This window comes from Gemmatimonas sp., from assembly GCF_046594945.1.
In the GTDB taxonomy this organism is placed as follows: domain Bacteria; phylum Gemmatimonadota; class Gemmatimonadetes; order Gemmatimonadales; family Gemmatimonadaceae; genus Gemmatimonas.
In genome coordinates this window covers 1-14,160 of sequence record NZ_JBKJRB010000043.1, presented here as the reverse complement: position 1 = coordinate 14,160, position 14,160 = coordinate 1, and the positions used below count along the sequence as shown (strand labels likewise).

Genomic DNA, 14,160 nt, shown 5'->3' with positions numbered 1-14,160 from the left:
GGCGACGACCACGATCCGTTCATCGCGCCGTGTGCGTATCCGTGCCGTTCGGTGCGATCCGCCTTTTCCGTGTTCCCGCGGTTGCTGGTTGAAGTGGAACCGCACCACCGTCACTCGCGGCAGGCGGCACGATCGATAACCGCTGGAACACGGAAGCGACGGATGTTGCGGAACCGCACCGATACGCGAATGGCGACGACCACGATCCGTTCATCGCGCCGTGTGCGTATCCGTGCCGTTCGGTGCGATCCGCCTTTTCCGTGTTCCAGCAGTTGTTGGTGCAATGAGTATTGTGGGCTGCTGGTCGGCGCATGCGACCAGTACGTCCACGACATCAATTATGCGACTTACGGTACGCGTTCGCGAATCAGTGCGGAAACTCGAGGTCCAAGGCACCGTCTGGGGCTACGGCGTTCCAGCGCGCCAATAGATCAGCTCGCATTGCGCGCACTCGCGCGAGTTCATCGTCCGTGGGAGGCCATAGTCCCGTGCGTGTCGTTTTCCCACCGCCTCACGCGACGCGTACTGCGCCGCCCGCGCGGCCATGGTGCGTCGAAATCGTTGATCTCCCAGCCGTAGGCCAGCAAGCCATAGAAGCCATAGAAGCCATCGAAGCCATCGAAGCCACGGCGAAAGCCCGCGATGTCACACACTGCGCTGTTGAACCCTGACCAGGTCGGGACTGCGTTCCACCGCCATCGTGCGTCACCATCGCTACCACTGCTGCCCGAAGGTGACGAGCGCCTTCCACGGCGCCGCCTGATCGACCTTGCGCGTGGCCCCCACAAACACGCCGCCGGAGAACAGGCGCAAACCAGCCGTAAGCGAGGCGCGAATGCCGTCGGTGGGTCTCGACACCGGTGCGTAGAGTGCCAACAGCGTGCTGGCGATCGGCGCACCAAGCCGTTCGATGCTGGTGCGCGCGGCGGTGGTTGGGGCATCGGCCCACCCGCTCTGCACACCCACGCTCAAGCCCGGGGCCAATGCCGGCAGGAAGAAGCGACCAGCGCGAATGGGCTGACGGAAAAATGGGCCGGTGTACTGCAGCGAGGCGCGCAGCACGGCCGCGCGTGACCCGGCGAATTCTTTGTCTTCGTAACCCGGAAGATTTTGGAACTTGCCCAGCTCGAACAGCTGTTGCGGTGGGATGCGCGAGCCGAACACGGTGCCCACATCGCCGCGAGCGAGGGCCACGAACGGACCGAATGGCTGGCGCGCCGTAACGCGCACCTCGGCCCGCTGCCAATGCAACGTGCCATCACCACGTTCGTACGACAGTCGCGCCCCCACGCCAGGCTTCGCGAACTCCGCGCTGAAATCGGGATGCCATTCGACCAGCGCCGCGCTGCGCAGATAGCTGCCTTGGTCGATGCGGCGATTCTCGCGGTATGCGTCACCACCCAACGGACTGCGCACGTAGGTGGCGGGCCGATAGCGATCGTCGGCCACGCCGAACTCCACGCGCGAGAGCAGACGACGGGCACCGAGGGTGCGCACGGCGGCCACGGTGGCGCTGCGGCGATCGACATAGTCGTATGGGTCCTGCGACGCGAGCAGGGCGCCGATCGTGTTGCCCGAGTCGAGCGGCACGCGGAAATCGTTGGTGTTGTCGAGCGAGCGACCACCGCGTACTTCGAGGAAGCTGTTGCCACGCTTGCGTTCCACCGAGAGTCGGCCCCGGGCGGTGCCTTCGTTCCAAGCCCACCCGGCGTTGGCGCGCAGGATTACACCGGGCGCCAGATCGCGCAGCGACCACTTGAGGCCGGTGCCCGTGTACACCCCTTCCACGCGGTTGAAGTGGAACGCATCGCTAGCGCGCGGCACGGTGTAGTCGAGGCGCGGCGCGCCGGTGGAGCGCCATCGATCGGGGCCGATGTCGTTGAAGTCGTCGGAATGCAGGCCGACGGAGAGGTCGCCCACATCCGTTAGCCAAGCGCCATAACGACCCAGCGAGTCCGCGCCGGCAAAACTCAGTCGGCGGCGTGACCGCGCGCGCAACGAATCGGCCGCCGCCAGCGTGCGCGCGTCGAGCACCGTGTCGTTCACCGCCATTTGCGAGAAACGTGACACGATACGAACGACGGCGCGCCCGTCACCTAGGCCGGGAAAGGTGGCCTGCAGTTCGATGCGCTGCTTGGCGGGCAGCCAGTACTCGCCGTTGCGCTCGCCGTTTTCGTATTCCACAAAGGCCACGGCATCGCCAAGTGAACCCAGCAGGCCACGGCGCGGTGCGTTGGCGCGTACGAAGTATCCGCGCAAGCGCACCAGCGTCCCGCGCGATGCGTCGAGATCCATCTCACCGTCGAACAGCACCACCGAACCGGTGATGTCGGTGCGCGGCTGCACGCGCACGTGCGCGATGGGAATGACGCGATCACCGGCGCGCATGGTCACGACGGTATCGCCGCCGGTGTAGCGATAGTACTGATCGCGATCGAGAGCCAACGGATGAATGGCCGGCAATGTATCGGCACCGTCGGAACGGGTAGACGAGCGGGTGGATGTACGGGCGCGACCGGGCGCGGGTCGACGCGGGGCATTGGTGCGCACCCGGAGGCGGTTGCCGTACAACACGGGATTGAGCCAACCCGTTTGAAACACCGACAGCATAGAAACATTCGCGCCCGTTTGCTGCGCGCGGTATCCGACAATGTGCTGATCGTAGAAGCCGGTGCGATTCCACTTGAGCGTGCTTGCCACCTGCTCCACCGCAGCGACCGCTTCATTCCCCTCTTCGCGCCGCAGCAATACCGAGATCTCTGTCTCCACCTTCGACGTGAAGCCGATCAGCGATGGCGGCAGGACATTCCGTTTGCTGGCATCTGCCAACAACTCCCGGAGCGCACGCGGCGCAGTGACGTGGGTGCTGTCCGTCTGAGCGGCAACGGTATTCGGCGCGACGTGCAATAGGAACGCGCCGGCGGCAACGACGAATGAGGGAATACGCATGCCCACATGGTACGCAGGGGTGCAACGAAAGTTGCACCCCTGCGTCGTCCCTTGAATTCGTGATTGGTGCGCAGTCGGTACTCGTCAGCCCTTGCCCTGCTGCACGCGTTCGGCGGCCGCCGTCCAATCATGCACCGCGTCATCGAGTTCGTCACGCGTATCGTCGAGCGCTTTGCCCAACGTGGTCGCCTTCTGCACACCGGCTGGCGTGTCGTACAACGTGGCATCATCCAGTTCTTCGGTGAGACCGGCGATCTTTGCTTCCAGCATCGACACCCGCAGCTCGGCGTCGGCGAGTGCTTTCTCAGCGGCACGCTGCGACTTGCGCGCATCGTTCGACGTGGGCGCCGCAGGTTTGGCGCCTGCCTTTCCGCCGGCATGGGCATGGCCATGGGCATGGCCATGGGCATGGCCACCGGCCTTCGCTTGCGACTTGTCGTACGCTTGTTCCTTGGCCTTGTCGGCACGCTCTCGTTCCCGCTGCAACTCACGTTCCCGATCACGTACCTTCGCGTTCTTCTCCGACTCGCGCTGTGAAATGGCGCGCGCGTCTTTCTCGGCCTTGATCTTGTTCTCGGCCCGCAGGGCTTCCCACTCCACGAAACTGCCGGGGAAAATCACGAGCTTGTGATCCTTCACTTCCCACACCTGAGTGGCCAGACCGCGCAGCACGGCGCGATCGTGACTCACGATCAGGCAGCTGCCCTCGTATTCCTCGATCGCGTCTTCCAGCGCTTCGATGCTTTCGACATCGAGGTGGTTCGTGGGCTCGTCGAGAATGAGCAGGTTGTTCGTGGACAACGTGAGCAACGCCAACGCGACACGCGCGCGCTCACCACCCGACAGCGTGCCCACAGTGCGCTGCACTTCATCGCCGCTAAAACCGAAACGACCGAGGTGACCCTGCACCTGTCGCCGTTCCCAGAGCGGTCGTTCGGTGGCAATCGCCTCGTAGATCGTACTGTCGAGCGGCAGGTGTCCGACGTCCTGACGGTAGTACGCCACTGTCGTGCTGGGACCCATCTTCACGCGACCGGCGTGCGCCGGATGCTCTTCCACCAGTGTCTTGATGAGCGTGCTCTTGCCAGCGCCGTTGGGGCCGACCAGTGCCACCACTTCGTTGCGCTCGAGCACCACGTTCACATCACGCAACAACACGCGCGTGCCATCCGGCGTTTCCACCGCCACGGTGACATGCTCGGCCTCGATCACACGATCGCCGCTGCGGTTACCCGCGCTGAGTCGAAGCGCCATCACACCGTCACCGCCAATCGGTGCCGACAAGCGCGGCATGCGCGCCAGCAACTTGCGACGTCCCTTGGCCTGCTTGGTGTTCTGACCGGCCAGATTGCGCGCGATATAATCAGTTTCCGATGCGATCTTTGTTTGCTGCTTGTCGAACTGACGTTGCTGCGTGAGCCGTCGTTCTTCGCGCTGAACGAGGAAAGACTCGTAGCTGCCTTCGTACGCGAACGCCGTGCCGCCCTCGAAGTGCAGCACGTGATTAGCCATGACCGCGAGGAATGCACGATCGTGGCTGATACAGACCACGGTGCGATCCGTCTCGCGCAGATACTGCTCGAGCCACGCGGTCGTTTCGAGATCCAGGTGGTTCGTCGGTTCGTCGAGCAACAGAATTTCCGCCGGCGTGGCCAGCTGACGGGCCAACGCCACACGTCCACGTTCACCACCACTGAGCGTACCGATGCTGGTGGCCTTCGCCGCTTCGGGATCAAAGCCTACGCCCATAAGGACCGCGTCGACCTTGGCGGCCATCTGGTAGCCGCCCTCGCGATCGAAGCGTTCGAGGTCGCGGCCGTATTTCTCCATCGCCTCTTCGCCGTGATCGTGTTCGAGATTCGCCGCCTGCGTGGCCAGCGACTGCTCGAGCGCCCGCAGATCGCCGAAGGCGTCGGCCACGATCTCCCACAGCGTCATACCGTCGGGGAAGCGGCGGTGCTGGTCCATGAGCGCCACGCGCAGTCCGGGCATACGCGCCACGGCTCCGCTGGTGGGTTGGAGGTCGCCCGTGATCAGGCGAACGAGCGTGGTCTTGCCGGTGCCGTTGCGTCCGACCACGGCCCAGCGGTCACCGGAACCGACGGTCAGCGAGATGTCGCGAAAGATCTCGCTCGCGCCGAAATCCACCCGCGCGTTACCGATCGAGATAAGAGTCATGCCTGCGCCTGCAGAAGATGTGCAAATACGGTCATTGGTGAGAGTAACCGGACTTCCACTCTGCGCGAAGCGCTTCCGTCAGGCGCACGAGGTCGGCCCGTCGTGTGGCCGGCCATCGCCGCACTCGCCACACCAGCGCGTGCCCACGCCAGCCATCACGCCAGGCCACGGCCGCATCGGCGGTTGTCGGCAACTGTGTGATCAGCAGCATCAGCACCGCGATGGTGAGCCAAGAGGCCTTTCCACTGACAACGAGCGCGGATACGGAGCCAACCGCCAGCAGCAGATACCACATGGCGACCACCTGAAGCCCCGGGACATACGCCCTCGCTACCACGTCGGCGCGCGCCTTCGCGAAACGATGCGCCAAGCGCCACACCAGCCAGAAAATCGGTGCATGAATCAGCCATCCGATCATCGCCGCGGGCGTGAGCAGCAGCAGCGTCCAGATGGGCGTCAGCTGCGCTTCAGCGACCAGGCCGGCAGCGGTAATGACGCGGGCATGGTCGCGGGCGGAGGTTCGCACGCCGCCGGCTTCCTGAACCAGATGAGATAGTTCGGACACAAACGTGTGCAGGCGCGCGGCGTGTGGAGTGCCACCATCGGAGCGGCGGTTGGCGACCAGACGTTCGGCGATCGGAACCAGGCGGGCCGCGCGCTCCAGCAGCGGCGCCTGCGCCGCAGTGACGGCCGGCAGTTGGGTGGCGGCCACAGCGGCCACGAGTTCGTCGCGCTCGTGTGCCGACTCCCAGTCGAGGGCGTTCCTGGTGACACCCAGCAAACAGGTGCGAAGCTGGTCCGTGAGCGCCGAAACGCCGGCGTCCAGTCCGTTGGCGATGCGTTCGGCGCGCCATCCGCGAAGCGACCACCCGTGTCCCACCACGGCCATCGCGTCGGTACGGGGCGTTCTCGGGGCTTCGTATTGAACACCAAAAGGAACGACCGTCACATCGAAGACCGAGCCATTATCAATCGCCTCAAGAGACATCATCGCGACACCTGTGCGCAATCTCCCAATTTGCGGTGCATCGTGTACACCGCCCTGGGGAAACACCCCGACCACGTGCCCACTGGCGAACGCTTGGGACACTCGACGTCCGGCTTCAGCGTTCACGGCAGCCATATCCACCCCCAGAGCGCGCATTTTCCTGGCGTCGCGGACGCGGGTGACGGGGATCACCCCCATCGCTTCATACCCTTTACCGGCCGCGCCGCTAGTCCCGGCGGCGATGGTGGCGAGGTATCGCACGTGCCGAGGGCAGGCCTGAAGGCCCAGCAGCACATCGGGGAGATCGTTGGGGTGGTTGCCGATGAACAGCACCGGCCCCGTGGCGGGCACGACCCCCAGCTGCACTATCGCCGTTTCCCGATAAAACCATCGCAGCGCGCGACGCGACGACCAGCGCAGGAAGGCGCGGAGCGGACTAAAACGTTCAGGGTCAAACACCGAGCGTGACGCAGGCACCATACCCGCAAAGAAAGCGCCCGCGTGCGGCCCGGACAATGAACCGAAACTCAGGGCCGTGGCGGTCCCTTGTACTCCACGCGATACACCCGGCCGCCGGCATCGTCGGTAATGATCAGTGATCCATCGGGCATGGCGGCGATGCCGACCGGCCGGTGCTTAGCACGATCTGGTTGAATTTGGTCGGCGGGAAGCCCGGCGAAGCCGTCGGCGAAGGTGATGTACTCACCGCCGGCGAGCGGCTGAAACACCACGCGATATCCGGCCTGCGGCGCCGGTGCGCGATTCCACGAGCCATGAAACGCGATGAACGCGCCCGCGCGGTACTTGTCGGGGAATTGGCCGGTGGTCGGGTAAATGAAGAGCGACATCGGCGCCCAGTGCGCGGGGAATACCGCACGAGGCTCTTTCTTGCCTGCGCAACGCGCGGTCGTCTTCCCGTCGCCGCCATACTCGGGCGCGTCAACCAGGTGGCGCTCCACAATCGAGTAGTAGCACTGTGGCCAGCCGAATTCGTCGCCCTGATTGATCTGAATCAGCTCTTCACCCGGATTCTCGGCTTGATACGCCACATCCGGAAAGACATCGGGCCAATTATCAGCCAGCTGATCTCGACCGTGCTGCGTTCCGTATAGCGTGCCGTCCTGCGCGATGGCCAAACCCATGCCATTGCGTATTCCGGACGCGTAGCGCGCCGCTTCGTTGAAGTGCTGCCCCAGTCGATTCGCGTCGAAACGCCAAATGCCGGCGCGGGTCAGCAATTCGGTGCACGGTTCGAGGCCCGGCGAACCTAACGTGCGGTCTTTCGCCTGACAGCTGTTGGTGGCGGACCCGACGTTCACAAAAAGCGACCCGGTGGTATCGATGGCGAAATTGCGCGCGCGATGACCGGGTGTGAGTGGGAATCCATCGACCACGACCTCTCGCTTCCCGGCCGGCACGAGGGCGGTGTCGGCGCGGGCATAGCGGACGATCGCGGTGCCTTCGTCCACGTACACGAAGCCGTTGGCGATCGCGATGCCGGTATTGCCAAGCGTGCCCATGCGACGCATGAGATCGGCGCGGCCGTCACGATTGGTGTCGCGCAGGGCGACGAACGATGTCGCCGGAGCTGGTCTGGTGCCGGCGGGCATCGCCGGCGGGCTCGGGTTCGTGCCCTCGATCGCGATATAGACATCGCCGTTGGCGGCCACCGCGACATGACGCCCGTGAGCAACGCCTTCGGCGAACACGGAGGCGCAGAATCCGGCCGGAAGCGTGAGACCTGCGTTGCTATCAGGGCAGGCACTGGCCGAGCTGTCGCCGCTCGTGGCCATGGCCCGCGTGGAATCGGACGGCGAGCGGTCGGGGGCGCTGCAGGAGGCCACAAAAGCGACCATCGCAGCAACGGCGGCGGCGGTGATCAGTTGGAAGAGACCGGATTTCGGCAAATGCATGGACGGTGGCTCCAGTTCAGGGACATTCTAGGAACAGCGCGCATTCGTGTTCTCCTTGCCTCCGTTTCTCCTTGTCTCTGGGTGATCAGTTCGCCAGCGTGTGCCGTCTGGCCGCAGAACTGATCGCGCAACGACAAGGAGGCAAGGAGACAAGAAGAACTGCAGCAGTATAGTCGGGCAAGAACTGCACCATAGGCTTTTCCATAGGCTTCACCATTCGCCGAGCGATCCATGTCCCGTTGGAACTCGTGGTGGACGACCGCGCTGGCTGCTACAACCCTGAGCGCGTCCACCATGCAGGCACAGCCGCCAAATTTTGATTGGGCCAACCTCGAGCGCTACCGTGCTGACAACGCGCGCGTCGGCGTGGCGAAGCCGGGTGAACAGCGCGTGGTGTTCATGGGCAACTCGATCACCGAGGGCTGGGCGCCGCACTTTGCGGCGATGTTCCCCGGCAAGCCGTATATCGGGCGCGGGATTAGCGGGCAGACCACCCCGCAGATGCTGGTGCGCTTTCGTCAGGACGTCGTGTCCCTAAAGCCAGCGGTAGTCGTGATTCTTGGCGGCACGAATGACATTGCCGGCAACACCGGGCCGTCGTCACTCGAGATGATCGAGGACAACATCGCATCGATGGCCCAGATCGCGCAGGCGAATGGCATTCGCGTAGTGCTGTCGTCGGTATTGCCGGTGTTCGACTATCCGTGGAAACCCGGTCTCGCACCGGCACCGAAAATCGTCTCGCTGAACGCGTGGATGAAGCAGTACGCGCTCACGCACAACGCCGTGTACCTGGATTATCACACCCCGATGCGCGACGAGCGCATGGGACTCAGGCGTGAATTTGGCGATGACGGTGTGCATCCGAACATCGCCGGCTATCGCGTTATGGCGCCCCTGGCGGAAGCGGCGATACGTGCGGCCCTGCGGACGGGGAGGCCACGACGCGCGTGGTGAAACCAGCCGTCCTTGTCGCCCGCCGAGAATGGCGTTACGTATCGCGCGCCCAGAACTTTTTCCTATCGCGCCCAAGAGAAGCCGATGTCGAACGTGCAGACCATTCAGGCGGCCTATGCCGCCTTCGCGAACAACGATCCCTCGGTGCTGTTCGGCGCGATGGCGCCCGACGTGCAATGGCACGAGGCCGAAGGCAACCCACTCGCTGACCGCAATCCGTACCTCGGCCTACCCGCCATTGGGGAAGGCGTGTTCGGACGGCTGCTTGCCGCCATCGACCGCTTCTCCGCGGCACCCGATCGTTTTGTTGATGGCGGTGACGACGTGATCGTGCTTGGCCGCTACGGTGGCACGATGAAGCACAGCGGCGCCACGCTGAACGCGCAGTTTTGCCATGTCTACCACTTCAGTGGAAATCAGATTGTGTCGTTTCAGCAGTACACGGACTCTGCGCAGTGGGCGCAGCTGATGCCGTAGCTCGACCTCGCACCCTTTGCTGAACTTGAGCCACGGTCGATTCGCCAGGCGCTTCAACAATCGTCGCCATCACGCGCGCGCTCACCGACGCCACGCGGTGCGGTTGTGCATTCCACTGGGTTTCGGTAAGCCCTGACAGTGCCGCGCCGGCACGCCGGGCACGGGGCCGCGCGGCCACCGTTCGGGAGGTGGGGGCGGTGGTGTCGAGAGCGGATTCGTCATGCGGAAAGCATATCGTCTACGTGCCGTCTACGCCGCACGACGTATATCAGCGGGAACCCGCAGAGCGTAACGTTGAGCGCATGACCCCTCGTTGCTTTCTCGGGCGCCGGTTCGCCGCCGAACTGCTACTCATGCTGTCGCTGGCCCTCTCGGCCTGCGACGTGGCGGCCGTGAGCAACCCCTACGCCGGGCGTGCCGTGGCGACGCCGGTTACCGTGAGTGGCTCGCGACAGTACGCGCGGGTATCGGCCGGCTTCTTTCACAGCTGTGCGGTCACGACGGGCGGCGAAGGCTGGTGCTGGGGGAGCAATGAGTATCTGCAACTCGGGGCCGCGAGTACACCGACCTTCTGCGAGCGGCTTGGCTGCAGTCGCACTCCGCTGCGGGTGGCGGCCGCCCTGGTGCTGGCTGACATCGCGGCTGGCGTAACGTCCACCTGCGCGCTGACCACCGAGGGACGTGCCTACTGCTGGGGCGGAGGATATCCCGGCGTCGCTTCGCAACTCGGTGACAGCGCCATCGGGTCGAGCGCAACCCCGGTGCGCGTGCAAACCGACTCGACGTTTGCGCAGATCTCGGTGGGCGGCGCGCACAGCTGTGCCCTCACGGCAAGCGGCACGGCACTCTGCTGGGGCGGAAATCAGTTCGGTCAGCTAGGCAACGGCACCGTGACCTCGAGTGAAGCACCCGTCGTGGTGAGCAGCACGATACGCTTCGCCTCGATCTCGGCCTCGAGCACGACCACCTGCGCGGTGTCGCTGAACGGCATCGGGTACTGCTGGGGCTCCAATCGCTGGGGACAGATGGGCGTGGGCGATGTCCCATACAACTCATTGGGCCTCTCGGAGCGGCGCCCCCGGGGGGTCAGTGGTGACCTGCGGTGGACGCAGATCGCAGCCGGCTTCGAGCACACGTGCGGTGTGACCACGACCGGTGCGGCGCTCTGCTGGGGGCTCAACGAGAGCGCCGGGCAGCTTGGCGACGGCACGTCGATCTCCCATCGTGGCGTGCCGGGCCCCGTGGCGGGCGGGCGCAGCTACGATGGCATTGCCGCCGGCGCGGTGGCCACCTGCGCGCACACGCTCGGCAACGAGCTCTATTGCTGGGGAAGTAACTACTTCGGTGGACTGGGCAACGGCCAGACGCAGGCGGGCGGCGTGAACCGTCCGGTGAAAAACATCGGCGGATCGTTCCGTGGCGGAGACGCGGCCCGACAGCACAGCCTTGGGCTCGGCAGCAGTCACGGCTGCGCCATCCAGACCGACGGATCGGTGCGCTGCTGGGGCGACGCCTTTTACGGACAAACCGGCGATCGCTAGAATTCGCGGAGTGCACACGCTCACCTTCCGGCCGGATTTGCTCATGCGCCTGCTCCGCACGCTCTGCATCGCTCTGGTTCTCGCTACGCCGTTGGCCGCGCACGCGCAGGCCGGCAAGCCGAAGTCCCCAGTCACGGCAGCCGCCGGCAACGCTACCGGACTGATCGACATCAACAGCGCCAGCGCCGACATACTGAAGGGCATCCCGGGCATCGGGAACGCGTATGCCTCCAGGATCATCGGAGGGCGTCCGTACAAGGCGAAGAACGATCTGGTGTCGAAAAAGATCCTCTCTGCCGTGCTGTACGCGAAGATCAAAGACCGCATTATCGCGAAGCAGTAGGCGATGAAAGGCGGCAAAGGTGGGCAGGGACGCAAGCGACTTCCGGCCAAGCCGGTCGTTACCAAGGTCAAACTGCATGAAGGACCGAAACGAGGCGCCTCGAAACGCGACTGGGGAGCAGTGGATCGCGAAGATCCCCTGCCCCCCATGACAGTCAAGCCAACACGCCGGCCTACTTCTTCCTGATACGGCGGAGTTCCACTTCCGAGGCCATGAAGGCGAAGCCGGGCCATCCACCGCCCTGCATGGCCCGCTCGAACGAGCCCCGCGCGCGTACGGTATCGCCTTTCACGAGATACCAGGTGCCGAGTCCGTAGCTGAGCGTGGCGATCTGTACATCGGCTGTATCTGCTGGCGTGAAGAGCTGATCGGGCGTGACGACGCCACGATACAACCTGAGTCGTGAAGCGTACGCGTAGCCGGGCGGGGCGGCCAAGGAGTCGGGCTTCCGCGCGAGCATGGCCGTGGCCTCGGCGGCGCGACCGGCGCGTGACAGCGAAAGCCACAACCAGTCGGTGCTGCCGGTCAGTTCACCGCCATCGGGTGCACGCGGCTGCGCTTTCGCAAACAGCGCTGCCGCCTGCGCGAAGTTGCCCTGCAGATAGCGCAGCACGCCAAGGTGAAAGAGGATGCCATAATTGGTGCTGTCGAGTGCGTAGCCGGCCGTGAGATCGGCGTCGGCCTTGGCGAACTCGCGCACCGACAGATACCGATGCCCACGCCAGCGAAGCAGCATGGCGCGATCGCGCTTGGACTGTGCGGTGCCGTCATTCGGAAACGCGGCGAGTCCGCGGGTGAATGTCGCAATCGCTTCGCGGAACTGTCGCACGTTCGACTGCGCCACGCCGAGCGTGATGTAGCGCGGCATATGGGTGCGATCACTTGCGAGCTGCTCCTGCGCTGTCGCGACGTCGATCGTGGTGGGCATCGAGCGATATACCTCGCCTTCCGGCGAGCGGTACTGCACCGTCTCACCCGGCATCGGCTCGAGATGGCGATACCATACGTTGCGAAAGCGCACCGGATGTTCGTGATCCTGCAAAGAAATCGGCAGACGGTCTGCGTGAGCTTCGTACGCCTTCCGCACACCGTTGGCGGTGGGACCGACCAGCTCACGATGATCCTGCACGAGCACGCCGTTGTGCAGCACAGTGAGCACGGCCGGCGTGATCACCTTCTTTGCGGCGGAGAAGCGCGGACGACGATACGTAATGTCGAAACTCTGCCATTCACCTGGTGGGCGACTGACGTTCACCAGTGGCGGATACTGCCCGTACAGCGATGCCGCTTGTCCGTCGGCATAGGTGGGATTGCGATACGAGTCGAGCACCTGCACTTCGTAGCGTCCGCCACCGAAAAACACGCCGCTGTTCCCGCGATCCTGATCGCTTCCGCGCGCTGGCATCGGCGACATCCACTCGATGTGCAACTGCACGTCACCCACGGAGTCGCGCGACATGATCCCGCCGGTGCTCGGCGCCACTTCGAACGCGTCGTCGACCACGCGCCACTTGGCCGCGGTGCCATCGCTCTGTGTCCATCGCGCGAGTGACGTGCCGTTGAAGAGCACGATGGCATCGGACGGCGGCGGTGCAAACGGGCCGGCGCCGGGTGTCACGACCTTCGGCGTCGGGCGCGCGCGCGAGTGCTGCGGCCATCCCCCAAGGGCCGCCTGCTGCGCCGCGACTGTCTCTGTGACAGACGAGGCCAATGTCGCCCACGCGAGGAGCATCGCCACCGCCTTCGAGGACAGGAGCTTCTTCCCGAGATTGAACAGCAAGACCGCAATCGTGCCGGCGACGATACCGACCATGGCGTCGATCACGGTGGTGGCAATAAAGGCGAGCACGGCGCTGCGTTCAGAAAGCGAGTGACCGACCGCTTCCACGAAATGCTCGATGAACGGCACCCCGTGCGCAATGATGCTGCCACCAACCGTGAACATGGCGGCCGTACCGAGCACCGAGAGGCTTTTCATGAGGAGCGGCGCCGCGCGCAAGATGAAAGCGCCGAATTTGCGGGCGGTCGCGTCCTTTTTGCGATGCAGGGCGAGTCCGAGGTCGTCGAGCTTTACGATGCCGGCCACGAGCCCGTAGACGAGCACGGTGGCGCCGATAGCGACGGCACTCAGCGCGACCACCTGCTGCATGAGCGGCGAGGTGGCCATCGTGCCGAGGGTAATGACGACGATTTCGGCCGAGAGCACAAAGTCGGTGCGCACCGCGCCCTTCACTTTGTCTTTCTCGAAGGCCACCAGATCGACCGTCGGGTCGGCCACGGCCTTCAGGAGTTCGCCGGGCCTGAGCTCGTCGTCCTGATGGAAAAACCTGTGCGCGAGCTTCTCGACGCCTTCGAAGCACAGGAACACTCCGCCGACGATCATGAGCGGAAGGATAGCGACGGGCAGGAACGCGCTGATCAGCAGCGCCGCTGGTACCAGAATGAGCTTGTTGATGAACGAGCCCTTGGCGACAGCCCATACAACAGGCAGCTCACGTTGCACGCTCACACCGGACACCTGCTCTGCATTCAAGGCCAGGTCGTCGCCCATCACGCCGGCCGTTTTTGTGGCCGCCACCTTAGTGAGCACCGCGACGTCATCGAGCAGCGTCGAAATGTCGTCGATGAGGGCGAGCAGACTGGAAGCGGCCATGGGTCCGGTGGTGGAGGGTCGGGGATCACGCGTTGTCAGGAATTCTACATACGGGCTCAAAGTGCGATAGCCTGACCCTATCGACCGCAGCATCAGCACCCGCATCCGCATCAGCAACAGCAACAGCAACAGCAACAGCAACAGCAACAGCAACAGCAACA

9 protein-coding genes and 1 pseudogene are annotated in these 14,160 nt (G+C 64.5%); 4 read left to right on the top strand and 6 right to left on the bottom strand.

All coding sequences use genetic code 11. The features are described 5' to 3' along the window. Positions 1 to 714: 714 nt before the first annotated feature. The 4 genes from ACLL97_RS05275 to ACLL97_RS05260 all read right to left on the bottom strand — a co-directional run bounded on the left by ACLL97_RS05275 (position 715) and on the right by ACLL97_RS05260 (position 8,028). Entirely contained in the window at positions 715 to 2,949 is a 2,235-nt protein-coding gene (locus ACLL97_RS05275; protein WP_411279432.1) for a hypothetical protein, read from the bottom strand. Positions 2,950 to 3,033: 84 nt separating this feature from the next. After that, on the bottom strand, positions 3,034 to 5,127 hold the full coding sequence (locus tag ACLL97_RS05270; protein ID WP_411279431.1) for an ABC-F family ATP-binding cassette domain-containing protein: 2,094 nt from the start codon (positions 5,125 to 5,127) through the stop codon (positions 3,034 to 3,036). 31 nt (positions 5,128 to 5,158) lie between these two features. Then, complete coding sequence (locus ACLL97_RS05265) at positions 5,159 to 6,595, bottom strand: 1-acyl-sn-glycerol-3-phosphate acyltransferase (protein ID WP_411279430.1); 1,437 nt, start codon at positions 6,593 to 6,595, stop codon at positions 5,159 to 5,161. Positions 6,596 to 6,642: 47 nt separating this feature from the next. Next, complete coding sequence (locus ACLL97_RS05260; protein ID WP_411279429.1) at positions 6,643 to 8,028, bottom strand: PQQ-dependent sugar dehydrogenase; 1,386 nt, start codon at positions 8,026 to 8,028, stop codon at positions 6,643 to 6,645. 294 nt (positions 8,029 to 8,322) lie between these two features. Here ACLL97_RS05260 and ACLL97_RS05255 point away from each other — a divergent pair, with 294 nt between their 5' ends. The 4 genes from ACLL97_RS05255 to ACLL97_RS05240 all read left to right on the top strand — a co-directional run bounded on the left by ACLL97_RS05255 (position 8,323) and on the right by ACLL97_RS05240 (position 11,346). Beyond that, positions 8,323 to 8,985 carry an SGNH/GDSL hydrolase family protein gene (locus tag ACLL97_RS05255; protein WP_411279434.1) on the top strand — a complete coding sequence of 221 codons (663 nt, stop codon included), beginning with the start codon at positions 8,323 to 8,325 and terminating at the stop codon, positions 8,983 to 8,985. Between the two features lie 84 nt (positions 8,986 to 9,069). Further along, positions 9,070 to 9,462 (top strand): nuclear transport factor 2 family protein, encoded by a 393-nt coding sequence (locus tag ACLL97_RS05250; protein WP_411279428.1) that lies wholly within the window; start codon positions 9,070 to 9,072, stop codon positions 9,460 to 9,462. A 302-nt stretch (positions 9,463 to 9,764) separates the two neighbouring features. Beyond that, positions 9,765 to 11,003 carry an RCC1 domain-containing protein gene (locus ACLL97_RS05245; RefSeq protein WP_411279427.1) on the top strand — a complete coding sequence of 413 codons (1,239 nt, stop codon included), beginning with the start codon at positions 9,765 to 9,767 and terminating at the stop codon, positions 11,001 to 11,003. A gap of 43 nt (positions 11,004 to 11,046) precedes the next feature. Further along, entirely contained in the window at positions 11,047 to 11,346 is a 300-nt protein-coding gene (locus ACLL97_RS05240; RefSeq protein ID WP_411279426.1) for a ComEA family DNA-binding protein, read from the top strand. Positions 11,347 to 11,518: 172 nt separating this feature from the next. Here ACLL97_RS05240 and ACLL97_RS05235 read toward each other — a convergent pair whose 3' ends face one another. Then, positions 11,519 to 13,078, bottom strand: coding sequence for a family 16 glycoside hydrolase (locus ACLL97_RS05235; RefSeq protein WP_411279433.1), 1,560 nt, complete (start codon positions 13,076 to 13,078; stop codon positions 11,519 to 11,521). Positions 13,079 to 13,084: 6 nt separating this feature from the next. Continuing rightward, a pseudogene (locus tag ACLL97_RS05230) lies at positions 13,085 to 13,999 on the bottom strand (DUF808 domain-containing protein); the annotation flags it as partial. Positions 14,000 to 14,160: the final 161 nt, after the last annotated feature.